Raw genomic sequence first — 23,648 nt, forward strand, 5'->3', positions numbered from 1 at the left:
CACAATCGGCGGCATGACTACGCCCTCCCCCCACGAGCCGGTCTACGACGACCGGGTCTACCGCTCCCCCATGGCCGTCGTCACCGGGGTGCTCATGCTCGCCGTGATCGCGTGGCTGTGCGGGGACGCCGTCGTCCGGGGCGAGGGCCCGGGCCGCTGGATCGGGCTGGCCATCGCCCTGTTCGCGGTGCCGCTGACCGTGGCCTTCACCATCCGGCCGGCCGTCTTCGCCAATGACGACCGGATGCGGGTGCGCAACCCGTTCCGCGTCATCGAGCTGCCCTGGGCCGCCGTGGACGCGGTGCGCGCCGGGTACTCGGCGGAGGTGCTGGCGGAGGGGTCGAAGTACCAGCTCTGGTCGGTCCCCGTGTCGCTGCGCGAACGCAAGAAGGCCAGTCGGCAGCTCAGCCGGCGCGAGGCGCTCAGCGGCAGGGGCCTGGAGAAGGACGGCGCCGCCGTGCCGAAGGAGCCGGAGCGGGCCGCGGCCGACAAGGTCGTCGACGAACTCCGCGAGCTCGCGGAGCGGGGTGCGGCGCGACCCGGCGCACAGGGCTCCGTCAGCGTCACGTGGTCCTTCGAGATCATCGCGCCGGCCGTCGCGGGCGTGGTGCTGCTGATCGTGCTGCTCGTCACCGGCTGAGGCGGAACCACCGCCACCGGGGGGCGCGTCCTCGCAGGTGTGCACCGTCATGAGGGCAGCGGCAGCGCCGCCACCGCCACACAGCTCCCGCTCCGGCCCCGAATCCTGAGCGGGGCCCTGCTGGCCGCGCATCTGGTCCTCGTGGCATGGCTGACCCTGCGTCCGCTGGACGTGCCCTGGGCCGCCGCCGCCAATCTGACCCCGCTGGAGGGGATCAGGGCGGACCTGGCGTACGGGCCGCTGGAGGCGGCCCGGCGGATCGGCGAGGGGCTGGCCCTGCTGGCCCCGCTGGGGGTGCTGCTGCCGCTGGCCGGGGGGCGGCTCGCGCCGACGCCGCTGTCCGCGTGGTCCTCGCTGGCCCGGACCGCGGCCGCCGGCGTACTGGTCTCCCTCTCCATCGAGATGCTGCAGACGGCCGTCCCCGGGCAGGTCGTGGACGTCGACTCCGTGCTGCTGAACACCATCGGGATGGTGCTCGCGCACCTGGCCGTCGTACCGGCCCTGAGGGCCAGGATGAGGCGGTCTCAGGGGCCCACCCCGAGAATTACCAGGGTCGGGCTCGGCCGCTGGACCGAGGTTCTTTCCGCGGTGCCGCGCGAGTATTGAGGCATCGCGCAGGGGCTTCCCGGGGCGCGGTCACCCTACGAAGGAGAAAGCCATGAGCGCGATTGCCCGCCCCCGTGACGGACGGATGATCGGTGGCGTCTGCGCCGGTCTCGCGCGACGTTTCGGCATGAAGGCGAAGACGATGCGGATCATCTTCGTGATCTCGTGCCTGCTGCCCGGCCCGCAGTTCCTGATCTACCTCGCGCTGTGGCTGCTGCTGCCCAACGAGAAGTACGGGACCACGGGCGCCGCCGGCACCGCCTGGTAGTTCCGCCGGTCAGCCGGCCTTGGCGACCTTCTCCAGCTGCTTGTCGGCGACCTCCTGCGGGACGGTCGCCTGCTGACCGGCGCCGGTGACGTTGAGCGCCATCAGCCGGACGACGGTGTCGCCCTCCCGCGCGACGACCAGGTGGACCTGGGCCGAGACCCCGCCCGCGGCCGCGACGGTCGTCCAGCTGACGCTCTCGTCCGCGGCGGTCCTGTACGGGACCGCCTTCACGTCCCGGTAGCTGCCGGTCTGCTTCTCCACCGTGGCGGCGAATCCGGTGCCGCAAGCGGCGACGGCGTCGCGCAGCCGGGAGACGAGCCGCTTGGCGTCGCCCTCGGAGTAGGAGCTGACGGAGGCGGAGACGGCGAGGCCGACCTGCTTCTGGGAGCCGATGCCCCGGTTCACGGTCTCCCGCGCGGCCGGGTCGGGCTTGTCCCCCATGATGTCGGCGAGGGGCTGGCAGGCCTTCTTGTCGGCCTGCGGCTGGCCGTCGGGGGCGTTGGGGTTCTTGCCCTGGGCGGACACCTGGTAGCCGGGCAGGTCGCCCTGGACGAGGGCGGCCCGCTCCAGCCCGACGGGCGCGGCGCCGGGCGCGGCGGAGCCGGACGCCGACGCGCCGGGCGCACCCGGGGCGGGGGCCACGGCGGAGCCCTTGGGATCCGGGACCTTGCCGGACGCGGGGGAGTCCGCGCTGCTGCATCCGACCGCTGCGAGAAGCAGCGCGGGAAGCAGCGCGATCGTCGTCACCGGCGCTGTGGATCGTGTCTTGATGCGCATGACGGAACCTCATACCCCATACGTCGAGCGGCAGTTAGGCGCGATCGTGGCACACCGCGCGGCGCGACGCACACCCCCTCGAAGAGGCGTGCGCCAGCCGCACACGTGTACGCGTCGCAGCAGGTCAGCCGCCGATGGGCAGACCGCCGGCCAGTGCGGGGAGACCGCCGAGGAGACCGGTGACGGGGGCGGCGGGGTCGGACGACTGCCCCTCCTGGCCCTCCTGGGTCTGGTTGGTGACCGAGCTGGTGGCGCTGGTGACGGCACCGAGGGCGTCCGTCAGGTTCGCGGCCGGAAGACCGGCGGCGGAGGCGGTGCCGGCGGCACCCGCGGCGAGGGCGGCACCAATGACAGCGACACCGAGGGACTTGGCAGCAGACTGCTTCATGAAAGATCGTCCTTGCGACGGGGAATTGAGCGGCTCCGCAAACTAGTCACTTGAAACCCCCGACCGCAAACATCATCAAATACGAGAAAGCGCCCGGGAATTGCTCCTCCCGGGCGCTTTCAGTACGTCATGCCGTGGCCTAGGCCGAGACGGAACCGCTGGTCGAGACGGTCTGACGGAACAGCCATTCCGACTTCAGCTCCGCGTAACCGGGCTTGATGACGTCGTTGATCATGGCCAGTCGTTCATCGAAAGGAATGAACGCGGACTTCATCGCATTGACGGTGAACCACTGCATGTCGTCGAGCGAGTAGCCGAAGGTGTCGACCAGGTGCTCGAACTCGCGGCTCATGCTGGTGCCGCTCATCAGCCGGTTGTCGGTGTTCACGGTGAGCCTGAAGTGCAGCTTCCGCAGCAGACCGATCGGGTGCTCGGCGTACGAGGCGGCCGCGGCCGTCTGGAGGTTCGAGGTCGGGCACATCTCCAGGGGGATGCGCTTGTCCCGGACGTACGAGGCCAGCCGGCCCAGCGTGACCGAACCGTCCTCGGCGACCTCGATGTCGTCGATGATCTTCACGCCGTGGCCGAGCCGGTCGGCGCCGCACCACTGCAGGGCCTGCCAGATCGACGGCAGGCCGAAGGCCTCGCCCGCGTGGATCGTGAAGTGGTTGTTCTCGCGCTTGAGGTACTCGAAGGCGTCGAGGTGGCGGGTGGGAGGGAACCCGGCCTCGGCACCGGCGATGTCGAAGCCGACGACGCCGTTGTCCCGGTAGCGGTTCGCCAGCTCGGCGATCTCCAGCGCGCGGGCCGCGTGGCGCATCGCGGTCAGCAGGGCGCCGACGCGGATGCGGTGGCCGTTGGCCTTGGCGCGGCGCTCGCCCTCGCGGAAGCCGTCGTTCACCGCCTCGACGACCTCTTCGAGGGTCAGGCCGGCTTCCAGGTGCTGCTCGGGGGCGTACCGGACCTCGGCGTACACGACGCCGTCCTCGGCCAGGTCCTCGGCGCACTCGGCGGCGACCCGGAAGAGCGCCGCCTTCGTCTGCATGACGGCGCAGGTGTGCGCGAACGTCTCCAGGTAGCGCGGGAGGGAGCCGGAGTCGGCGGCTTCGCGGAACCAGATGCCGAGCTTGTCGGCGTCGGTCTCGGGGAGGTTCTCGTAGCCGACCTCGCGGGCCAGCTCGATGATGGTCCCGGGGCGCAGCCCACCGTCGAGGTGGTCGTGCAGGAGCACCTTCGGGGAGCGGCGGATCTGGTCCGGCGTGGGCAGGGTGGGGGTCTCGCTCGTCATCTGCGCACTCTAGCTCCTACGCGCGTAGAGCGTAGCCCCGGCAACGGTCGCCGATATGTAACAGTGACCGTCCGGACGGGTGGCGTACACCTGGCGGTCTGAGACTGTTCCGCCATGGCACAGCATGCGCCGCCGGCGCGCGGGGTCCGCCTGGGGCGGCCCGCCGGAGCGAACGGTTCGGTTTCGACGGTCAGTGGTGTGGTGCTCCTGCTCCCCGGGGCGTCCAGATTCTCCCCCGGTCCGCTGCGTCCGCTCGCGCGGGCGCTGGCGCGGGCCGGCGGGACGGACGGCCTGGTCGCGCACACCGTGCAGCACGGGTCGGGACCGCAGGAGGAGGCCGCCGGCTGGGCGGCGGACGAGGCCCTGCGCAGGTACGGGGACGTCCCCGTGTGCCTGGCCGGGTTCGGGGCGGGCGGCCGGGCGGCGCTGCGCGCGGGCGGCCACGGCGCGGTCAACACCGTCCTGGCGCTCGCGCCCTGTCTCGGGGACGCGGGCGGCGGGGACTCCCCCGAACCGGTAAAGCACCTCGCGGGGCGCCAGGTGCTGATCGTGCACGGCACGAACGACGCGCGCAGCGACCCGGAGTCCTCCTTCCTGCTGGCCACCCGCGCGAAGAAGGCGAACCGTTCGACCTGCCGGTTCGAGGTGCACTCCGACGGGCACGGGCTGCGCGAGCACCAGGCCGAAGTGGTCGCCCTCGGGGTGGACTTCGTGATGGGCGCGATGGTGTCGGGGCGGTACTCGCGGCCGGTCACCGACGCCCTCGCGGCGCCGCCGCCGCTGGGTCTGCGAATGCCGCTGGCCTCCGGCTTCGGCCGGTCCCTGCGGGGCTGACCGGCCCGCGTCGGGCGGCGGCGCGCGCGAGGTGAACGGCGGACCCGGGGCCCGCGCCCGGGCGATCGGCGGCACGTCCCGGCCGAACGGCGGCCGCGGCGCGGCGACTTCACGGAGGCCTCGCCACGACACGGGGCCGGGGCGCGGGCGCGGGCGCGGGCGCGGGCAGGAACGCGGGCCCGGGCATGGACGCGGGCACAAGGCACGGGCACCGCGCGGCACGGGCACGGACGCGGCAGGGGCACGGGCACGGACTCGGGCATGCGCGCGAGGTTCGGGCAGGGGCATGAGGCCGGGCTCAGGCATGGGCGCGGGTACGGCAACGCCCGGGCGGGTGAGCGTGCGGGCCCCGGCGTGGGTGGGGTTCGCGGGTCATGCGAAGCCGCGGTCGGGGCGGAGGGGGAGTCGGCAGGGCCTCGGTGTCGGGTCGAGCGGGTCCCGCGCGAGGAGGTCCGCGGCGTCGTCGAGGGTGCTCCTCAATAACGCGGCCGTCGGTGCGGTGGCCAGGAGTTGGGCGTGGTGGTGGCCGCCGGTCGGAGTGGCCCGGACGACCGTGTCCGGCGGCACCGTCAGCCGTGCCCTGACCACGCCGGGGACCGCGCGGGCCGCCGCCAGGCGGGGGCCGGCCTCGGCCAGGCTCCGACCGGGCGGGAAGTCCACGTACCGCAGGCCCGCGTGGGCTGCGCGGGGTCGGCGCACCGGCTCCGGGAGGCCGAGCCCCTCCGCGAGCGCGAGGGCGAGCACGTCGGTGCCGTGCGCGAGGCGCAGCAGCTGCGTCAGCTCCTCGGACCCGGGCCGGGCGTGGGCCTCGACCAGGCGGGGGCCGCGGGGGGTGAGGACGACCTCGGTGTGGGAGGGGCCGTCGTGGTGGCCGGTGAGGTCCAGGACCCCGCGCACGAGGGCCCGTACGGCCCCGGCGGTGGCCTGGTCGAGGGCGACCGGGAGGTCGTGGCCCGCCGCGGTGAGGCCGGCGCCGGGACCGGGGAGGCGACGGGTCCAGCCGAGGATCCGGTGGCGGCCGGCGCGGGAGAGGGCCTCCACCGCGAGCTCGGGGCCTTCCAGGTACTCCTCGACCAGCAGGTCGGTGATCTCCGGGTAGTGCGGAGCGGCGGCCTCCGCCGCGGCGGCGTCGCCGACGAGCCGCACCCCTTCGCCATCGGCGCCCGCGCGGGGCTTGATGACGCAGGGGTATCCGATGAGGGTGGTCAGGAAGGGGAGCAGCTCGGCCCGGCCGCAGCGGGCGAAGGAGACCGGCCGGTCGGGGTGCAGGGCGTTGGAGCGGGCGCGGAGGGCGGCCTTGTCCATGAGGGCGGTGACGGCGGTGGTGGGGGTGCCCGGCAGGCCGAGGGCCTCGTTGGCGCGGGCCGCCGCCAGGGTCGCGGCGGGGCCGAAGCCGAAGACGCGGGCCCGGCCGGCGCGGACCTCCGCCAGTCGGCCGACGTCCTCGACGAGGCGGGGGTGGTCGCGCCAGTCCGTCCGTACCCGCCGCTCCGCCCCCTCACGGTCGGATGGCACCGATGGATCCGGCGCGACCACCACGGTGCGCACGCCCGCGCGGCGGGCGGCGGCAACCTCGGCGGGGCGCGGGCTCAGCAGGACTGCCACGGGCTGGTGCCTCTGGCCGGTCGGTCCTTGCCGCATACCGCGCTCCCCCCGTCACGCCGTGCCCCCACTGTGCCGGTTCGGCATATGCCGGGAGCGGCCGCGCACGCGTCGAGTTGCCGCCTTGCGGGAACACGAGGGGTTTATAAACGGTCACATGCAGGGACGAATACGCATATGCGAGCCGATGCCGACGGAGTCGATGGGGTGAACGGGACCGAGGGCCTCCACGGAGGACGAGGGGACCACCGTGACCACCGGGATCACCGGGACCACCTGGGCGAGCTGAGTGCCGCAGCACGGCGCCTGTACGCGTACGCGGTGGAGCGGCACGCCTTCACGGCGGCGGAGGCCACGGCGGCGCTGGGCGTCCGGGCGGGCGCGGCGATCACCGAGCTGGCGGCGGCCCAGCTGCTCCAGCGGGCCCCGGGCGACGGGCCGGAGCGGTGGAGCGCGGTGGCGCCCCGGGCGGCGGCGGCGCGGGTCCTGGCCCCGCTGGCGCTGCTCGTACGGGAGACCCACGACGAGATGGACCGGCTGCGCGGGCGGCTGGAGGCGCTGGTGCCGGCGTACGAGGCGGGGGCCGCGTACCGGGAGCTGAGCGGTTCGGGGCACCTGGAACTGGTGACGGACCTGGGTGCGGTGCGGGGGCTGATCACCGAGCTGGTGGCGGGGTGCGAGCGGGAGCTGCTGACCTCGCAGCCGGGCGGGGGCCGGCCGTTGGAGACGCTGGAGGAGGCGGTCGGGCGGGACGAGTCGCTGCTGTCGCGCGGGGTGCGGATGCGGACGATCTACCAGCACACGGCCCGGTACTCGCGGCCGACGGCGGCGTACGTCGAGCGGGTGACGGCGTTGGGGGCGCAGGTGCGCACGCTCGGCGACGGGCTGATGCGGATGCTGATCTTCGACCAGCACACGGGGCTGATGGCGGTGCCGGACCGGACCGGGGCGGCGTTGGTGGTGCGGGAGCCGAACGTCGTGCACTTCATGACGGCGGCCTTCGAACGTTCCTGGCTGGGGGCGGAGCCGTTCCCGACGACGGTGGGTCCGGACGCGGCACGGTCGATCTCGGACGAGCTGCGGCAGACGATCGTGCGGCTGCTGTCGGAGGGGCTGGAGGACAAGGTGATCGCGCGGCGCCTCGGCATGTCCGAGCGGACCTGCCAGCGACACATCGCGGAGATCATGCGGGCCGTGGGCGCCAAGTCCCGCTTCCAGGCCGGGTACTTGCTGTCCCCGGCCGCCGCGCCGCCCCGGTAGGCGGGCTGCAGCCGGGCCGGTCGGGGCGGCCGGGAGGGGCGTCCGCGGTCAGGCCGGGGGCTCCGGCTCCACGATCAGGCGGCCGCGCCGGGACAGCAGGAAGCGCTTGAACTCCGCGACGGGCGGGGTGTCCGGGTGTCCGTCGAGCCAGGCGACGCCGATCTCGCGCACCGCGCGCGGGGCCGTGACCGTCAGCTCGACCACGCCCGGTCGGGGCACCGCCGGCGGGGGCAACAGGGCCACCCCCAGGCCGGCCGCGACGAGGCCGCGCAGGGTTTCGGCCTCCTCGCCCTCGAAGGCGACCTTGGGGGCGAAGCCGGCCTCCGCGCACAGGTCGTCGGTGATGCGGCGCAGGCCGTAGCCCGCTTCGAGGGTGACGAAGGTTTCCTCGGCGGCCTCGGCCAGCCGGACGCGCTTGCGTCCGGCGAGGCGGTGGTCGTCCGGGACGACCAGGCGCAGCCGCTGCTCGTCGAGCCGGCGGGCCACCAGGTCGGGGGCGTCGGGCAGCGGTGAGGTGAGGCAGAGGTCGAGCTCACCGGCCCGCAGCTTCTCCAGCATGGCCTCGCCGTAGTTCTGCACGAGGGAGAACCGCACGCGGGGGTGGTCGGACCGGAAGGCACGGATCAGTCCGGGCACGGTTTCGGGCCCCAGGGTGTGCAGGAACCCGAACGCGACCTTGCCGAAGGCAGGGTCGGCGTCCTGCTGCACGGACTCGGCGGCGCGCGCGATCCCTTCGAGGGCCTGTTCGGCGGAGGCCAGGAAGGTCCGGCCGGCCGTGGTGAGGGCGACGGTGCGGCCCTTGCGGGCGAACAGCGTGACGCCCAGGTCCTGTTCGAGGCGGACCATGGCCCGCGACAGGGTGGACTGGGGAACGCCCAGCTCGTGCGCGGCGCGCGTGACGTGCTCGTGCCGGGCGACGGCCACGAAATGGGCGAGCCGGGGGGCCAGCTGGCGTGTCACGGCCATGTCTTCTTCGTAACGGTTCATTGACATCCGCCGCCCTGAGCTGTGGTGATGCGTGAGTGGATCGATTATGGCGAATCTGTGCATTGGACGCATCAAAAAGTCGGGCCTACGGTTTTCGTATGCCTCCCGCTCATACCGGGGCACCCGTCACCTCGGGTGCCTCCACCCTGTCGTCCCCGCTCGCGCCCGCCCCCGACACCGCGGACGGGCCCCTCTCCCCCGGCCGCCCCGGCTACCGCCGGATGAGCCTGGCGCTCTTCGCCGCGGGACTGGCGACCTTCGCCCTCCTCTACTCCACCCAGGCCCTGCTGCCCGCGATCTCCGCCGGGTTCGGCGTGACGGCGGGTCAGGCCAGCTGGACGGTTTCCGCGGCCACCGGCGCCCTCGCCCTGTTCGTCCTGCCGCTCAGCGCGCTGTCCGAGCGGTTCGGACGGACCCGGATGATGACCTGGTCGATGGTGCTGGCCGTCGGCGTCGGCCTGCTGGTGCCGTTCGCGCCGAACCTGGAGTGGCTGGTCGTGCTCCGCGCGGTGCAGGGTGCGGCGATCGCCGGCATCCCGGCCTCCGCGATGGCGTACCTGGCGGAGGAGGTCCGGCCGAAGGCGCTGGTCGGCGCGATCGGCCTGTTCGTGGCGGGGAACTCCATCGGCGGGATGAGCGGTCGCATCGTCACCGGCTGGGCGGCGCAGCTGTGGGGGTGGCGGGCCGGGCTGTTGACCGTCGGGCTGATGGCGCTGGCCTGCGCGGTGGCCTTCCTCGTGCTGCTGCCCCGGGCCCGGTTCTTCCGGCCGGCCTCGTTGAACCCGCGTGCGGTGGGACGTACCGTCGCCGGTCACCTGCGCGATCCGCTGCTGCTGCGGCTGTACGGGATCGGCGCGCTGTTCATGACCGTCTTCGGCGCGGTGTACACGGTGATCGGCTACCGGCTGGTGGACGCGCCGTTCTCGCTGGGGCAGGGCGTCGTCGGCTCCGTGTTCCTGGTCTACCTGGTCGGTACGGTCTCCTCGGCGGCCGCCGGGAAGCTGGTGGCCCGCACCGGGCGGCGCGGCGCGCTGTACCTGGCCGTGACGACGACGGCCCTGGGCCTGTTGCTGTCCCTCGCGGACTCGCTGGCCGCGATCCTGGTGGGTCTGGTGCTGATCACGGCGGGGTTCTTCGCGGGCCACGCGGTGGCCTCCGCCGCGGTCAGCCGGACGGCGCGGACGGGCCGCGCCCAGGCCTCCGCCCTCTACCAGTCCGCGTACTACCTGGGATCCAGCGCGGGCGGCACGCTGGGCGCGCTGGCCTACCACTCCTCCGGATGGGCGGCCACGGTCGGCATCGCGCTGCTCGCGGTGGTGGGCGTCGCCTCGATCACCCTCTACGGGTCCCACGCGGCCCGCGTCGAGCGGCGGATCCTGCTCTCGGCGGCGACCGCACGCTGAGGCGGGAGGTGCCTGGAGGGGCCAGGAGGAGACAAAAGGGGTCCCGGTGCGGTCGGCGCCGGGAAATCCCAGGTCGTTACACAACTTCCCCTGTCTTTGCGGGCCCGCATCCCCCAATATGCGGTGCAGGACAGGGGAGGGTGAATGGCCGCGATACGCACGCGTGCGAAAAGACGGGCTGCAGTGGTGTTCGGTGGGGCGTTGGCACTGGCCGCGCCGCTGGTGGTGGCGGGCGGTGGGGCGGCGCAGGCCGCTTCCTGCAACGTGACCACCGGGCCGTACCAGAGGCAGGTGGAACAGTTCCTGGGCAGGCCGGTGGACGGCGTGCAGTCGGCGGCCGACTGCAACGCCATCAAGTCCTTCCAGGCGACCCACGGAATCACCCCCACCGCGGGGTACGCGGGACCGCTGACCTGGCAGACGATGAACACGATGCTGGCCCAGCGGGCGGCGGGGAAGAACCCGAACGCCGACAGGAAGTGCCCGACCAACCTGGGCCGGATCGCCTGCGTCGACCTGACCCGGCAGCTGACCTGGATCCAGGACGGCGCGACGCTGAAGTACGGGCCGGTGCCCGTGCGCACGGGCAAGGCCGAAACCCCGACGCGGACCGGCCTGAAGAAGATCTACTACCGCAGCATCAACCACTGGTCGACGCTCTACAACGTCGCGATGCCGTACTCGCAGTTCTTCGACGGCGGGATCGCCTTCCACTCCACGCCCAAGAGCATGTGGAACCCGCCGGGGTCGGGCGGCTGCGTCAACATGACCACCGCCGACGCCAAGGCGTACTGGAGCATGTTGGGCAACGGTGAGGACGTGTACGTGTACGGGCGCAAGCCCGGAACCTGATCCGCACGGTCGCTCGCGGCTGCCGTTGTCGGTGCCCTCGGGTAGTTTCCGAAGCATCGGAATCCTTCTGGGGACGGCAGCCATGAGTGACCTCGCGACGACACCACCGGAAGCGGACCTCGACGCCGCGATGGACCGCTACCGGGTGGAACTGACCGGATACTGCTACCGGATGCTCGGCTCGTCCTTCGACGCCGAGGACGCGGTGCAGGACACGTACATCCGCGCCTGGCGCGGCTTCGACAAGTTCGAGGGCCGCTCCTCGCTGCGCTCGTGGCTGTACCGGATCGCCACGAACGTCTGCCTGGACCTGCTGAGCGCCGGGAACAAGCGGGCCCGCCCGATGGACCTCACCGCCCCGCAGCACCAGGCCTCCGCCGTGCTCGGCGAGCGGCCCGAGGTGACCTGGCTGGAGCCGGTGCCCGACGGGCGGGTGCTGCCGCACACCGCCGACCCGGCGGAGATGGCACTGGCCAAGGAGTCCGTCCGACTGGCGTTCGTCGCCGCGCTCCAGCACCTGCCCGCCAAGCAGCGGGCCGTGCTGATCCTGCGCGAGGTGCTGGCCTGGAAGGCCGACGAGGTCGCCCGGCTCCTGGACACCACGGTGGCCTCCGTCAACAGCGCGCTCCAGCGGGCCCGGGCGACGCTGGCCGATCAGCGGATCCGCGAGACCGAGTCGGTGGACCCACTGGACACGGACCAGGCGAAGCTGCTGGAGCAGTACCTGTCCGCCTTCGAGGCGTACGACATCTCCCGGCTCACCACCCTGCTGCACGAGGACGCGGTGCTGTCGATGCCGCCGTTCGACCTGTGGCTCCAGGGGCCCGCGGAGATCGCGGCGTGGCACCTGAACCAGGGCATCGGCTGCAAGGGCTCCCGGCTGATACCGACGACGGCGAACGGCATGCCGGCGTTCGGCCAGTACCGGCCGGACCCCTCGGGGAAGGGGCACACGCCGTGGGCGCTCCAGGTGCTGGAGGTCTCACAGGGGCGGATCGTCGGGCTGAACGCCTTCCTGGACACCGCCCGGTGGTTCCCGCTCTTCGGGCTCCCCGAGCAGCTCGACGAGACCGACGAGGCCCAGTAGACCGCGTAGCGGCGGGCCCGCTCCGGTGACCCGGAACGGGCGGTCGCGGGCGGTGAGCCGCAGCCGGGCCAGCGCCTCGACGGCGCCCAGGCCCGGGGCGGTGACGGCCCCGGCGTCGCACACCACCGCGACCGCGCCGGCCTCGTACAGCAGCTCCAGGCGGGCGCACAGCCCGGCCACGTCCTGGGGGGCCGGGCCGGGGCCGGGCAGGACGAGTCGCATGATCTCCACGCAGGGGTGACTGCCGGGGGCGGGCGAACTCATCGGCGGCGGGCGCCCGCGCCGCCGCGCGGGGAGGGCGGAGGTGTCCGGCCCGAAGCCGAACGGGACCGGTGGGTGTCCACCGGTCCCGTTCGCGCGAAGGGGGAAGCCGCCAGGTCAGGCGATGCGGTCCAGGACGATCGGGGTGGCCTGGAAGGCCGTGCCGGCCGGGGCCACGTCGTAGGAGCCCTCCAGGGAGGCAAGGGCGTACTCGAACTTCTCCGGGGTGTCCGTGTGCAGGGTCATCAGGGGCTGGCCCGCGGTGACCGTGTCGCCGGGCTTGGCGTGCAGCTCGATGCCGGCGCCGGCCTGGACCGGGTCCTCCTTGCGGGCGCGGCCGGCGCCCAGGCGCCAGGCGCCGACGCCGACGGCGTACGCGTCGAGGCGGGTCAGGACTCCCGAGGCGGAGGCGGTGACGACGTGCTGCTCGCGGGCGACGGGCAGGGCCGCGTCCGGGTCGCCGCCCTGGGCGGAGATCATCCGGCGCCACACGTCCATCGCGGAGCCGTCGGCCAGGGCCTTCGCCGGGTCGGCGTCCTTGATCCCGGCGGCTTCGAGCATCTCGCGGGCCAGGGCCAGGGTCAGCTCGACGACGTCGGACGGGCCGCCGCCGGCGAGGACCTCGACGGACTCGCGGATCTCCAGCGCGTTGCCGGCGGTGAGGCCGAGCGGGGTGGACATGTCCGTGAGGAGGGCGATCGTCTTGACGCCGCTGTCGGTGCCGAGGGCCACCATCGTGGAGGCGAGCTCGCGCGCGTCCTCGATGTTCTTCATGAAGGCGCCGGAACCGACCTTGACGTCGAGGACGAGCGAGCCCGTGCCCTCGGCGATCTTCTTCGACATGATCGAGGAGGCGATCAGCGGGATGGCCTCGACGGTGCCGGTGACGTCGCGCAGGGCGTAGAGCTTCTTGTCCGCCGGGGCCAGGCCGTCGCCCGCCGCGCAGATGACGGCGCCGGTCGTGTCGAGGACGTTCAGCATCTCCTCGTTGGACAGCAGCGCGCGCCAGCCGGGGATGGACTCCAGCTTGTCGAGGGTGCCGCCGGTGTGGCCGAGGCCGCGGCCCGACAGCTGCGGCACGGCCGCGCCGCAGGCGGCGACGAGCGGGGCGAGCGGGAGGGTGATCTTGTCGCCGACGCCGCCGGTGGAGTGCTTGTCGGCGGTCGGACGGGAGAGGGAGTCGAAGTTCATCCGCTCGCCGGAGGCGATCATCGCGGCGGTCCAGCGGGCGATCTCGGCCCGGTTCATGCCGTTCAGCAGGATGGCCATCGCCAGCGCCGACATCTGCTCGTCGGCGACGACACCGCGCGTGTACGCGTCGATGACCCAGTCGATCTGCTCGGGGCTCAGCTCACCGCGGTCCCGCTTGGTCCGGATGACGGAGATGACGTCCATGAGGTGACTTCCTTCTACGCGCATAGAGATGAGGGGGGTTGGAACGTGGAGCAGGAGAAACCGACGGCCCTCCGCCCCGGCGGGGGCGGAGGGCCGTCGGCACGGCTATCTCAGGTGGTCGGGCCCGAAGGCCTGCGGGAGCATCGCGCTCAGCGGCAGGATCCCGTCCGGCGTCTCGACGAGCAGCTCCGGCCCGCCGAACTCGAACAGCAGCTGGCGACAGCGTCCGCACGGGACGAGGATCTCGCCCTTGCCGTCCACGCACGTGAAGTGCGTGAGCCGGCCGCCGCCCGTGGCGTGGAGCGAGGAGACCAGACCGCACTCGGCGCACAGACCGAGGCCGTAGCTGGCGTTCTCGACGTTGCAGCCGGTCACGACGCGGCCGTCGTCCACCAGGGCCGCGACGCCGACCGGGAAGCCCGAGTAGGGGGCGTACGCCCGGGTCATCGCGTCCCGGGCGTAGGTCCGCAGGGCTTCCCAGTCCGCTGCCTGGGGCGGGGTCACTTGCCCTGACCCTTGCGGTACGGCATGCCGTCCGCCTTGGGCATCCGCAGGCGCTGCGCCGACAGGACGAGCACGAAGAGCGTCGTCAGGTACGGGGCGGCGTCCACGAACTGGCTCGGCACCGCGTCCGTGAAGGCGTACCAGAGGTACAGCAGCACGGCGAAGGCACCCGAGACGCCGGCCTGGACGTACTTCTTCTTGTACAGCTGCCAGGCGAGGAGGAGCGTGAGCAGGATCGCGACCAGCAGCAGCATGGCGTGGACGTTCTCCGCGCCGCCGCGCAGCTTGAGGCTGTCGGTGAAGCCGAAGAGGCCCGCGCCCAGCGCCATGCCGCCCGGCATCCAGTTACCGAAGATCATCGCGGCGAGACCGATGTAGCCGCGGCCGCCGGTCTGCCCCTCCTGGTAGATGGGGCTGGCGACGATCGACAGGAACGCGCCGCCGAGGCCGGCGAGGCCGCCCGAGACGATCACGGCGATGTACTTGTACTTGTAGACGTTGACGCCGAGCGACTCGGCGGCGACGGGGTTCTCACCGCAGGAGCGCAGCCGCAGGCCGAAGGTGGTGCGCCACAGCACCCACCAGGTGCCGGGGATCAACAGCAGCGCGACGACGGTCAGCAGCGACAGCTCGGTGACCAGGCCGCCGATGACGCCGGCGAGGTCGGAGACGAAGAACCAGTGCTTGCCCTGGAGGTCCTTCATCCAGTCGGACAGCCCCGGCACCGTGATCTTGTAGATCTCCTCGACGCGCGGCGACTGCTTGGAGGAGCCGCCCTCCGCCTCGGCGAACGTGAAGTTCGACAGGTACTGGGTGAAGCCCAGCGCCAGGATGTTGATGGCCACACCGGAGACGATGTGGTTGACGTTGAAGGTGACCGTGATGATCGCGTGCAGCAGGCCGCCGATGGCGCCGCCGGCGATGCCGACGAGGACGCCGGTCCACGGGCCCCACTGGTAACCGGCCCAGGCACCGAACCAGGTGCCGAGGATCATCATGCCTTCGAGGCCGATGTTGACGACGCCCGCGCGCTCGGCCCACAGACCGCCGAGGCCGGCGAGGCCGATCGGGACCGCGAGGGAGAGGGCGCCGGAGACCTGGCCGACCGAGGTCAGGTCATTGGCACCGCTGATCAGGCGGACCAGGGAGACCAGCGCGAGCCCGCCCGCGATGATCAGCATGATCCAGGGCAGGGTGAGCTTCTTGCGGCCGCCCGGCTTCTTCGGGGCGGCGGATTTCGCGGAAACGGTGCTGGTGCTCACGCCGCGACCTCCTTGTCGGTCTTGATGGCGTGGCCCGCGGCCAGTTCCGCGCCGACCTTCTGCTGCTGGCGGCGGATTCCGTAGCGGCGGACGAGTTCGTACGAGACGACGACCGCGATCACGATCAGGCCCTTCATGATCGTGCCGATCTCCTTCGCGTATCCCTCGGTGTCGAGCGAGGCCGAGGCCTTGTCGATGAAGGCCATCAGGAACGCGGCGAAGAGGATGCCGACCGGGCTGTTGCGGCCGAGCAGCGCGATGGTGATGCCGGTGAAGCCGACGCCCACCGGGAAGGACAGGTTGTACGTGTGGGTCTCGCCCAGCAGCTGCGGCATGCCGGACAGGCCCGCGACCGCGCCCGAGATGAGCATCGAGGTGATGATCATCTTCTTGGCGTCCACACCGGAGGCCTGGGCGGCGGACTCGCTGGCGCCGGTGGCGCGCAGGTCGAAGCCGAAGCGGGTGCGGTTGAGGACGAACCAGTAGACGATGCCGAGCGCGAAGGCCACGAACGTGAAGCCGTAGACCTCCAGGCCGTCACCGATCGTCAGGGCCGGGAACCAACCGGACTGCGCGATGTCGCCGGTCGTCAGGTCGTTGGAGCCCTCGGGCTGGACGCCCAGGTTCGTCGGCAGGATCAGCCAGGCGATCAGGCTGGTCGCGATGGCGTTCAGCATGATCGTGGAGACGACCTCGCTGACGCCGCGCTTGGCCTTGAGCACGCCCGCGATGCCGGCCCAGAACGCACCGGTGAGCATGGCGACGACCACGATCAGCAGGATGTGCAGCGGACCGGGCAGCGCGACGGCGGTGCCGACCACGGCGGAGACCATCGCGGCGAGGCGGTACTGGCCGTCGACGCCGATGTTGAAGAGGTTCATCCGGAAGCCGATGGCCACGGCCAGGGCTGCCAGGTAGTACGTGCCGGCCTGGTTCAGGATCAGGACCTGGACGTCCTCGTAGCCGGCGTTCTCCACCATGAGGCGCAGCGGCTCGATCGGGTCGATGCCCGTCGCGGCCAGCACGATCACGGTCAGCAGGAAGGCGCTCACCAGGGCGAGCACGGGCCCGGCGAAGCCGAGGAGCAGCCGGTCCTTGTCGAATTTCTTCATCGGGCCTCGTCCTCCGGTGCAGCGGTACCCGCGTCGGTACCGGCGGCGGAGTGGTTGTCGGTGGCTTCCAGGTGCCCGGAGGCGGCGCCCGTCATGGCGGTGCCGAGCTCTTCCGGGGTCACGGTGGCGGGGTCGGCGTCCGCGACCAGGCGGCCGCGGTAGATCACGCGCAGGGTGTCGGACAGGCCGATCAGCTCGTCCAGGTCCGCGGAGATCAGCAGGACGGCCAGGCCCTCGCGGCGGGCCTCGCGGATCGCGTCCCAGATCTGCGCCTGCGCACCGACGTCCACGCCGCGGGTGGGGTGGGCGGCGATGAGGAACTTCGGGTTGTGGCTCATCTCGCGGCCGACGATCAGCTTCTGCTGGTTGCCGCCGGAGAGCGAGGAGGCCGTGACGTCGATGCCGGGCGTGCGGACGTCGTACTCGCGCACGATCCGCTCGGTGTCCTTGCGCGCGGCCTTCGGGTCGAGGATGCCGTTCTTGGAGTTCGGCGCCTCGGTGACGTGGCCCAGGATGCGGTTCTCCCACAGCGGGGACTCCAGCAGCAGGCCGTGCCGGTGGCGGTCCTCGGGGATGTAACCGATCCCGCCCACGCGGCGCTTGCGCACCGTGTCCTTGGTGATGTCCCGGCCGTCCAGGGTGATGACGCCGTCGTCGGCGGCGCTCATGCCCATGAGCGACTCGATGAGCTCGGTCTGGCCGTTGCCCTCGACGCCGGCGATCCCGAGGATCTCGCCCTTGTGGATGGTGAAGCTGACGTCGTCCAGCAGGAGGCGTCCCACCGCGGTGTGCTCGCGCAGGGAGGAGTCCTCCGGGTCCGCGCCCGTCATGGTCTCCGGCTCGGCGGAGACGACGTCGCCCGCGGCGACGGTCAGGTTCGACACCGTCAGCATCGGGACGGTCGTCACGGTCGACTCGCGGGTCTCCGGCGAGGGCAGTTCCGCGCCGACCATCAGCTCGGCGAGCTGCTTGGTGGTGGCGGTCTTCGGGTCGGCGGTGCCGACCGTGGTGCCGCGCCGGATGACGGTGATGTCGTCGGCGACCTTCTTGACCTCGCCCAGCTTGTGCGAGATGAAGATGACCGTCAGGCCTTCGGACTTGAGCTCGCGCAGGTTGTCGAAGAGGGCGTCCACCTCCTGCGGCACGAGCACGGCGGTCGGCTCGTCGAGGATGAGGATCCGCGCGCCGCGGTAGAGGACCTTGAGGATCTCCACGCGCTGTCGGTCCGCGACGCCGAGGTCTTCGACCAGGGCGTCGGGGCGCACGCCGAGGCCGTAGGCCTTCGAGATCTCCAGGATCTTCTTGCGGGCCTTGGAGCCGATGCCGTAGAGCTTCTCGCCGCCGAGAACCACGTTCTCCAGGACGGTGAGGTTGTCGGCGAGCATGAAGTGCTGGTGCACCATGCCGATCCCGCGCGCGATGGCGTCGCCGGGGCTGGAGAAGGTGACCTGTTCCCCGTCGATCGCGATGGTTCCCTCGTCCGGCTTCTGCATGCCGTAGAGGATCTTCATCAGGGTCGACTTGCCGGCGCCGTTCTCGCCGATCAGGGCATGGACGGTGCCCTTGCGAACGGTGATCGCGATGTCTTTGTTGGCGACGACGCCGGGGAAACGCTTGGTGATGCCGTGCAGTTCCACGGCGGGGGGCGGGCTGGACGCGTTGATGACGCACTCTCCTTGGCGCGGAAGGAGCTGGAGGCAGGGGGGGGACAGGGCGGTCGATCGGCCGGGCGGGTGGGCGGGAGCTGGACGGTATCGCGTCCCCGATGCCTCTACGCGCGTAGCACTGTCGAAAGTGAAAACTTGCGACCAACTGGCCACGAGTGAACACGGAACGTGTCCGACGAGGTGCGGGGCCCGGGAGCGGCGAAGACCGCTTCCCGAACCCCGGAAACCACGAAGGACTGTCGGACCGAACCCTACGGGGTGGTCTTGACGGTGATCTTCTTGGCGATGATGTCGGCCTTGGCCTTGTCCACCGCGGTGATGACCTCGGTCATCTTCTTGTACTCCGGGTTGGAGTCGGCCAGGCCGACGCCGTCCTTGTCCAGGCCGTAGCGGATCTCACCGGTGGTCGGCTTGCCGTCCTTGACCGACTTGATCAGGTCGAAGACGGAGTCGGAGACGTCCTTCGTGACCGAGGTCAGGATGGCGTTCTTGTACTTCGACAGACCGGCCTGGTTGTACTGGTCGGAGTCGACGCCGATGGCCCACTTGCCCTTGGCCGAAGCGGCCTCGATGGCACCGGAGCCGGCGAGGCCCGCGGCCGCGTAGACCACGTCGGCGCCGCCGTCGATCTGGCCCTGCGCGGCGGCCTTGCCCAGGTCGGGCTTGGCGAAGCCGTCGAAGTTCGGCGGCTGGGTCAGGTAGGTGCTGAGCACCTTGGCGTTCGGGTTGGTGTCCTTGACGCCCTGCTCGAAGCCCGCCTGGAACTTCTTGATCAGCGGAACCTCGACGCCGCCGATGAAGCCGACCGTGCCGGTCTTCGAGACCTTGGCGGCGGCGACGCCGGCCAGGTAGGAGCCCTGCTCCTCGTTGAAGACCAGGTTGGCGACGTTCTTGTCCTGCACCGAGGTGTCGTCGATGATGCCGAACGTGGTGTTCGGGAACTTCGGGGCGACCTTCTTGATGGCCGGACCGTAGGCGAAACCGACGCCGATGACCGGGTTGTTGCCCTTGCGGGCCAGCTCGGTGAGGCGCTGGACCTTGTCGGCCTCGCCCTCGCCGTCCGTGGGCTCCGCCTCGGCGCCCTTGATCTTCAGTTCCTTCTCGGCCTTTTCGAGGCCCGCGAAGGCGGCGTCGTTGAACGACTGGTCGCCGCGGCCACCGATGTCGTACGCGATGGCGGCACTGGCCTCGGAGGAGCCGGAGCTCGACGAGGGGGAGGTGCTGTCCGAGGACTTCTTACCGCCACAGGCGGTGGCCGAGAGGGCCAGCGCCGCGGACGCGATGCCCACGGTGGCGATCCTGGTGATCCGGCGCAAGGGGAGGCTCCTTCAAAACCTGACCGAAGCGCCACGACCGGCGCTGGTTTCGCGGCGATCGTAACGCGCGTAGATGTCAGTTAAAGGCCCGTTCATGAGTCGTTATCGGATCGTCGCGAACCGGACAGTGACCGATCGGTAACTGGGTCATGGTCCAGCCCTTGCGTACCAAGGGCTGGACACCTCCACCGGATCTCCGGCGGTTGTTGTAGAGACCTCCGGCCGCGGTCCGGCCGGAGGGCGCCGGAGGGCCGATCGACGCCCCTGTCGAGCGACTCCACGACCGGTCCCGCGCGACCGGTCACCAACCACCGGTCCCACGACCGGCCCTTCGACCGATTCCTTTCGGCCGGCCGGCCCGGCTAGCGGGGCGCGCCCGTGGTCGCCCCCGCGCGCAGGCCGTCGAGGAGGACGGCGGCGGTGAAGAACTCCACGCCGACGCCGATCGCGGACTCGTCCACGTCGAAGTCGCCCCGGTGCAGGTCGCGCTTGGTGGTGTCGCCGGGCTTGCGGGTGCCGAGGCGGGCCATGGCACCCGGGACGTGCTCCAGGTACCAGGAGAAGTCCTCGCCGCCCAGGCTCTGCTCGGTGTCCTCGACCGCGTCGGCGCCCCGGCGGACCGCCATGGCCTCGCGCAGCAGCTCGGTCACCACCGGGTCGTTCACCACCGGCGGCACCCCGCGGACGTGGTTGATCTCGAACTTGGCGCCGTGCATGGTCGCGACCTCGTCGATCGCCGCATGGATCATGTCGGGGGCCTCGTGCCAGGCGCCCAGGTCCAGGCAGCGAACGGTTCCGGACAGTTCGGCGTGCATCGGGATGACGTTGCAGGCGTGCCCGGCCTCGATCCGACCCCAGGTGACCGACATGCCCGAGCGGGCGTCCATCCGGCGGGTGAGCAGCGCCGGGACGTCGACGGCCACGCGGGCGGCGGCGGTCACCAGGTCGGTGGTCAGGTGGGGCCGCGCGGTGTGGCCGCCGGCGCCGGAGAGGCTGACCTCCAGGCGGTCGCAGGCCGAGGTGATCGGGCCGGGACGCAGCCCGATCCGACCCGCGTCGACGCGGGGGTCGCAGTGCACCGCGATGATCTTGCCGACTCCGTCCAGCACGCCGGACTCGATGGCGTCGCTCGCCCCGCCCGGCAGCACCTCCTCGGCGGGCTGGAACAGCAGCCGTACGGGCCGGGGCAACAGGCCCTGCCGGTCGAGCTCGGCGAGCACCAGGCCGGCGCCGAGGACGACGGCGGTGTGGACGTCGTGGCCGCAGGCGTGCGCGCGGTCGGGGACGGTCGAGCGGTACGCGACGTGCGTCTTGGCGTCCGGGATGGGCAGGGCGTCGATGTCCGCGCGCAGGGCCAACATGGGCCGTACGCCGTCCCACGTCCCCACGTCACAGATCAGGCCGGTGCCGGACTTCAGCACGCGGGGGCGCAGGCCGGCCTTCTCCAGCCGGGCCTTGATCGCGGCCGTGGTGCGGAACTCCTGGTGTCCTAGCTCGGGATGCATGTGCAAGTCCCGTCGGAAGGCGATCAGTTCGGCACGCAGGTGGTCCGGAAGCTTGCCGGGCAGCTCGGGCCGGTCGGGCGTGCCGGGCAGGGCGGTCTGGGACTCGCGGGACATCAACTGGTTCACCCGTTGAAGGGTAGGCCCACGAACGGGTCAACTGGCTGGAGATCACAAAAAGTTCATGCCGTCAGGGGAAAGAATCCCCGCCTCTGGACGCATGATCGGATGCACCCGGGGGTAAACTCGCGCGCTCATCCGGCCGCGGGAGCGGCCTGTGCGGGCAGTCTGCGCACATCGCGGGCGGTGTCGGTGACCCCGGCGAGGAAGCCGCGGGCCCTCGGCGAGGCCGTCTCGGTCAGCCAGGCAGGATCGACGGTGCGGACGGCGACGGTCACCCCGGTACCGGCCAGGGCGTACGGCAGCGTGTGGACGACCGTGGACGGAAAGCTGACGACGGTCCGGCCGATCGGACCCCGCCGGGCGATCAGTTCCAGCGGCAGGTCCGGCCGTACGATCTCCAGCCCCGCCGCCTCGCTCAGCGCGCGCAGCTTCTCCGGGGATTCCCGGCGGTGCGCGAAGTAGCGCGTCACGCCGTGCTCGCGGGTCAGGGTGCGCACCGCCTCCAGGTAGCGGGCCGGGTCCACCACTCCGGTCTCCACCAGGGAGGTGCCGACCAGGTCGGTGCCCCTGGTCAGGCGCGGCGGCCCGAACCGGGAGCGGGTCCACGCGAAGTCGTTGACCCGCAGCTCCATGCCGGGGAGGGCCTCCACGGGCATCGACGTGAACACCTCCACCCGGCGGCGCGCACCCGGGGTCAGCCGGCGGCGGGCCGTACCGGACACCGGCGCGTAGACGAGCTCGCGCGCGCGGGCGGCGGGGCCGCCGCCGGTGCGGTGCCAACGGCGCAGTCGTTCGCCCCGCCCGAGTTGGGCGACGAACTCCATGGTGGCGGTGCCGTCGTCCACGACGACGAGTTCGGCGGCCCGGGCCGGGGCCAGGAGGAGCTGCACGAAGCGGGAGAACGGATCTCCGACGACGATCCGCTCGGCGCCGCGCACGGCGGCGGCGAGCGAGGCCAGGGCCTTCAGGGGAGCGCCGGAGCCGCCGCGGGCCTCCTGCCAGTGGACGTCGTACCCCTCGTCGCGGGCGAGGGAGGCGACCCGGCGCAGCTGGCCCCGGGACATGGGGTCCGTCGGCGGCAGCACCACGATCCGCGGCGGGTCGGCGGCCGGGGTCGGGCCGGGGCGGCGGTCGCGCTGGGGCGGAACGGCGTCGAGCAGCGGGGCGGCGCCGGTCGGGCGCGCGCCGGTGGGGGCGGCGTCGTGGGCGTACGCCCACTCCAGCACGTTCAGGAGCTGGACGGGACTCTCGACGAAAGCCAGGGTGGAGGCTGAGCGGGACACCACGTACTCCTCGTCAGGGTGCGGGGTCGGAGCGGAGGTCAGACGGCTGCCGGGACCGGGGCCTGGACCCGGCGGAGCTTCTTCATCGGGCCGAGTTCGGAGTCGTAGACGCGCTTGACGCCGTCGCCGAGGGCGGTCTCGATGGTGCGGATGTCGCGGACGAGGCGGGTGAGGCCGCCCGGCTCGACGGAGGCGGCCTGGTCGGAGCCCCACATGGCGCGGTCGAGGGTGATGTGCCGTTCGACGAAGGCGGCGCCGAGGGCGACGGCGGCCAGGGTCGTCTGGAGGCCGGTCTCGTGGCCGGAGTAGCCGATCGGGACGTTCGGGTACTCCTCCTGAAGGGTGTTGATGACCCGCAGGTTGAGCTCCTCGGCCTTGGCCGGATAGGTCGAAGTGGCGTGGCAGAGAAGAATGTTGTCGCTGCCCAGTACCTCGACGGCGTGCCGGATCTGCTTCGGGGTGGACATGCCGGTCGACAGGACGACCGTGCGGCCGGTGGCGCGCAGGGCGCGCAGCAGGTCGTCGTCGGTGAGGCAGGCCGAGGCCACCTTGTGGGCGGGGAGGTCGAACTTCTCCAGGAAGGCGACGGCCTCTGTGTCCCAGGGGGAGGCGAACCAGTCGATGCCGCGCTTGGCGCAGTGCGCGTCGATGGCGAGGTACTCGGCCTCGCCGAACTCGACGCGGTGGCGGTAGTCGATGTACGTCATCCGCCCCCAGGGCGTGTCCCGTTCGATGTCCCACTGGTCGCGCGGGGTGCAGATCTCCGGGGTGCGCTTCTGGAACTTGACGGCGTCGCAGCCGGCTTCGGCGGCGGCGTCGACGAGGGCGAAGGCGGTGCCGAGGTCGCCGTTGTGGTTGATGCCGATCTCGCCGACGACGTAGACGGGCCGGCCGGGGCCGGCGGTGCGCGAACCGAAGCCGCGGAGACGGGAGTCGGGGGTGACGGTCATGGCGGGGGATGCCCTTCGTTCGGTGCGCGGGGTCCCGGCGGGCGCCGGGGGTTCGGGAAGCTCGGCCGCAGCCGTGGGGGTGGTGTCGAAGAGGGGGGCGAGGAGCCGGGCCCGGGCGAGGTCGTGGGGGTCGTCGATCTCCAGCACGCGCGCCGGATCGGCGCTGACGGGCAGGATCCGCCCGAAGAACCGGTGCCCGGCGGCGCGGAAGCCGGGTACGGACATGGCGTAGGCGGCGCCGGTCTCCAGCAGTTCCGCGGGGCGGTCCTGACGGCGCGGCC

23 protein-coding genes are annotated in these 23,648 nt (G+C 72.0%); 8 read left to right on the forward strand and 15 right to left on the reverse strand.

Going from position 1 to position 23,648, the window contains the following annotated elements:
* Positions 1 to 13: 13 nt before the first annotated feature.
* Genes ACFVS6_RS22405 through ACFVS6_RS22415 form a run of 3 tightly spaced genes read left to right on the forward strand, consistent with a single transcriptional unit; the run spans position 14 to position 1,514 of the window.
* The gene (locus tag ACFVS6_RS22405) at positions 14 to 640 is read left to right on the forward strand and encodes a PH domain-containing protein (protein WP_389706206.1); all 627 of its coding nucleotides are present in this window, start codon (positions 14 to 16) and stop codon (positions 638 to 640) included.
* Between the two features lie 39 nt (positions 641 to 679).
* A complete protein-coding gene (locus ACFVS6_RS22410; RefSeq protein WP_389706207.1) occupies positions 680 to 1,246 on the forward strand; it encodes a VanZ family protein in 567 nt (188 codons plus the stop codon).
* Between the two features lie 52 nt (positions 1,247 to 1,298).
* Complete coding sequence (locus ACFVS6_RS22415) at positions 1,299 to 1,514, forward strand: PspC domain-containing protein (protein ID WP_389706209.1); 216 nt, start codon at positions 1,299 to 1,301, stop codon at positions 1,512 to 1,514.
* Positions 1,515 to 1,523: 9 nt separating this feature from the next.
* Here ACFVS6_RS22415 and ACFVS6_RS22420 read toward each other — a convergent pair whose 3' ends face one another.
* The 3 genes from ACFVS6_RS22420 to ACFVS6_RS22430 all read right to left on the reverse strand — a co-directional run bounded on the left by ACFVS6_RS22420 (position 1,524) and on the right by ACFVS6_RS22430 (position 3,967).
* The gene (locus ACFVS6_RS22420) at positions 1,524 to 2,291 is read right to left on the reverse strand and encodes a hypothetical protein (protein ID WP_389706210.1); all 768 of its coding nucleotides are present in this window, start codon (positions 2,289 to 2,291) and stop codon (positions 1,524 to 1,526) included.
* Positions 2,292 to 2,415: 124 nt separating this feature from the next.
* A complete protein-coding gene (locus tag ACFVS6_RS22425) occupies positions 2,416 to 2,679 on the reverse strand; it encodes a hypothetical protein (RefSeq protein WP_389706211.1) in 264 nt (87 codons plus the stop codon).
* Between the two features lie 139 nt (positions 2,680 to 2,818).
* Complete coding sequence (locus ACFVS6_RS22430) at positions 2,819 to 3,967, reverse strand: adenosine deaminase (RefSeq protein ID WP_389706212.1); 1,149 nt, start codon at positions 3,965 to 3,967, stop codon at positions 2,819 to 2,821.
* A 114-nt stretch (positions 3,968 to 4,081) separates the two neighbouring features.
* On the opposite strand from ACFVS6_RS22430, the gene ACFVS6_RS22435 reads away from it, so the two are divergent.
* Entirely contained in the window at positions 4,082 to 4,801 is a 720-nt protein-coding gene (locus ACFVS6_RS22435) for an alpha/beta hydrolase (RefSeq protein ID WP_389706214.1), read from the forward strand.
* Between the two features lie 372 nt (positions 4,802 to 5,173).
* On the opposite strand, the gene ACFVS6_RS22440 is transcribed toward ACFVS6_RS22435, so the two are convergent.
* A complete protein-coding gene (locus ACFVS6_RS22440; RefSeq protein WP_389706216.1) occupies positions 5,174 to 6,406 on the reverse strand; it encodes an ATP-grasp domain-containing protein in 1,233 nt (410 codons plus the stop codon).
* Between the two features lie 204 nt (positions 6,407 to 6,610).
* Between ACFVS6_RS22440 and ACFVS6_RS22445 the strand changes: the two genes are divergently transcribed.
* Entirely contained in the window at positions 6,611 to 7,663 is a 1,053-nt protein-coding gene (locus tag ACFVS6_RS22445) for a LuxR C-terminal-related transcriptional regulator (RefSeq protein ID WP_389706217.1), read from the forward strand.
* A 48-nt stretch (positions 7,664 to 7,711) separates the two neighbouring features.
* Here the strand turns inward: ACFVS6_RS22445 and ACFVS6_RS22450 are convergent, their stop codons facing one another.
* Complete coding sequence (locus ACFVS6_RS22450) at positions 7,712 to 8,650, reverse strand: LysR family transcriptional regulator (RefSeq protein WP_389706219.1); 939 nt, start codon at positions 8,648 to 8,650, stop codon at positions 7,712 to 7,714.
* A 98-nt stretch (positions 8,651 to 8,748) separates the two neighbouring features.
* Between ACFVS6_RS22450 and ACFVS6_RS22455 the strand changes: the two genes are divergently transcribed.
* The 3 genes from ACFVS6_RS22455 to ACFVS6_RS22465 all read left to right on the forward strand — a co-directional run bounded on the left by ACFVS6_RS22455 (position 8,749) and on the right by ACFVS6_RS22465 (position 11,992).
* Positions 8,749 to 10,053, forward strand: a complete 1,305-nt coding sequence (locus tag ACFVS6_RS22455) for an MFS transporter (protein WP_389706221.1) — start codon at positions 8,749 to 8,751, stop codon at positions 10,051 to 10,053.
* A gap of 144 nt (positions 10,054 to 10,197) precedes the next feature.
* The gene (locus tag ACFVS6_RS22460; protein WP_389706223.1) at positions 10,198 to 10,905 is read left to right on the forward strand and encodes a L,D-transpeptidase family protein; all 708 of its coding nucleotides are present in this window, start codon (positions 10,198 to 10,200) and stop codon (positions 10,903 to 10,905) included.
* Positions 10,906 to 10,987: 82 nt separating this feature from the next.
* Positions 10,988 to 11,992 (forward strand): sigma-70 family RNA polymerase sigma factor, encoded by a 1,005-nt coding sequence (locus ACFVS6_RS22465; protein WP_389706225.1) that lies wholly within the window; start codon positions 10,988 to 10,990, stop codon positions 11,990 to 11,992.
* Here ACFVS6_RS22465 and ACFVS6_RS22470 read toward each other — a convergent pair.
* The 10 genes from ACFVS6_RS22470 to ACFVS6_RS22515 form a co-directional block, all read right to left on the reverse strand.
* The gene (locus ACFVS6_RS22470) at positions 11,888 to 12,256 is read right to left on the reverse strand and encodes a hypothetical protein (RefSeq protein WP_389706227.1); all 369 of its coding nucleotides are present in this window, start codon (positions 12,254 to 12,256) and stop codon (positions 11,888 to 11,890) included. The two genes, ACFVS6_RS22465 and ACFVS6_RS22470, sit on opposite strands and share 105 nt — an antisense overlap.
* Before the next feature lie 114 nt (positions 12,257 to 12,370).
* Positions 12,371 to 13,648: a thymidine phosphorylase gene (locus ACFVS6_RS22475; RefSeq protein WP_389706229.1), complete on the reverse strand. Its 1,278-nt coding sequence runs from the start codon at positions 13,646 to 13,648 to the stop codon at positions 12,371 to 12,373.
* A gap of 105 nt (positions 13,649 to 13,753) precedes the next feature.
* A complete protein-coding gene (locus tag ACFVS6_RS22480; protein ID WP_385585496.1) occupies positions 13,754 to 14,152 on the reverse strand; it encodes a cytidine deaminase in 399 nt (132 codons plus the stop codon).
* Positions 14,149 to 15,414, reverse strand: a complete 1,266-nt coding sequence (locus ACFVS6_RS22485; protein WP_389706231.1) for an ABC transporter permease — start codon at positions 15,412 to 15,414, stop codon at positions 14,149 to 14,151. The genes ACFVS6_RS22480 and ACFVS6_RS22485 overlap by 4 nt, the downstream gene beginning before the upstream one ends.
* Complete coding sequence (locus ACFVS6_RS22490; protein ID WP_281205671.1) at positions 15,411 to 16,526, reverse strand: ABC transporter permease; 1,116 nt, start codon at positions 16,524 to 16,526, stop codon at positions 15,411 to 15,413. Before ACFVS6_RS22490 ends, ACFVS6_RS22485 begins: the two co-directional genes overlap by 4 nt.
* A complete protein-coding gene (locus ACFVS6_RS22495) occupies positions 16,523 to 18,163 on the reverse strand; it encodes an ABC transporter ATP-binding protein (protein WP_389706233.1) in 1,641 nt (546 codons plus the stop codon). Before ACFVS6_RS22495 ends, ACFVS6_RS22490 begins: the two co-directional genes overlap by 4 nt.
* A gap of 281 nt (positions 18,164 to 18,444) precedes the next feature.
* Positions 18,445 to 19,509, reverse strand: coding sequence for a BMP family protein (locus ACFVS6_RS22500; RefSeq protein WP_389706235.1), 1,065 nt, complete (start codon positions 19,507 to 19,509; stop codon positions 18,445 to 18,447).
* A gap of 362 nt (positions 19,510 to 19,871) precedes the next feature.
* The gene (locus ACFVS6_RS22505) at positions 19,872 to 21,128 is read right to left on the reverse strand and encodes an amidohydrolase (RefSeq protein WP_389706412.1); all 1,257 of its coding nucleotides are present in this window, start codon (positions 21,126 to 21,128) and stop codon (positions 19,872 to 19,874) included.
* 137 nt (positions 21,129 to 21,265) lie between these two features.
* Positions 21,266 to 22,459 carry a hypothetical protein gene (locus tag ACFVS6_RS22510; RefSeq protein WP_389706414.1) on the reverse strand — a complete coding sequence of 398 codons (1,194 nt, stop codon included), beginning with the start codon at positions 22,457 to 22,459 and terminating at the stop codon, positions 21,266 to 21,268.
* A complete protein-coding gene (locus ACFVS6_RS22515) occupies positions 22,456 to 23,367 on the reverse strand; it encodes an N-acetylneuraminate synthase family protein (RefSeq protein WP_389706416.1) in 912 nt (303 codons plus the stop codon). Before ACFVS6_RS22515 ends, ACFVS6_RS22510 begins: the two co-directional genes overlap by 4 nt.
* Between the last annotated feature and the right edge of the window lie 281 nt (positions 23,368 to 23,648).

Source organism: Streptomyces sp. NPDC057939 (assembly GCF_042887545.1).
Lineage (GTDB): Bacteria > Actinomycetota > Actinomycetes > Streptomycetales > Streptomycetaceae > Streptomyces.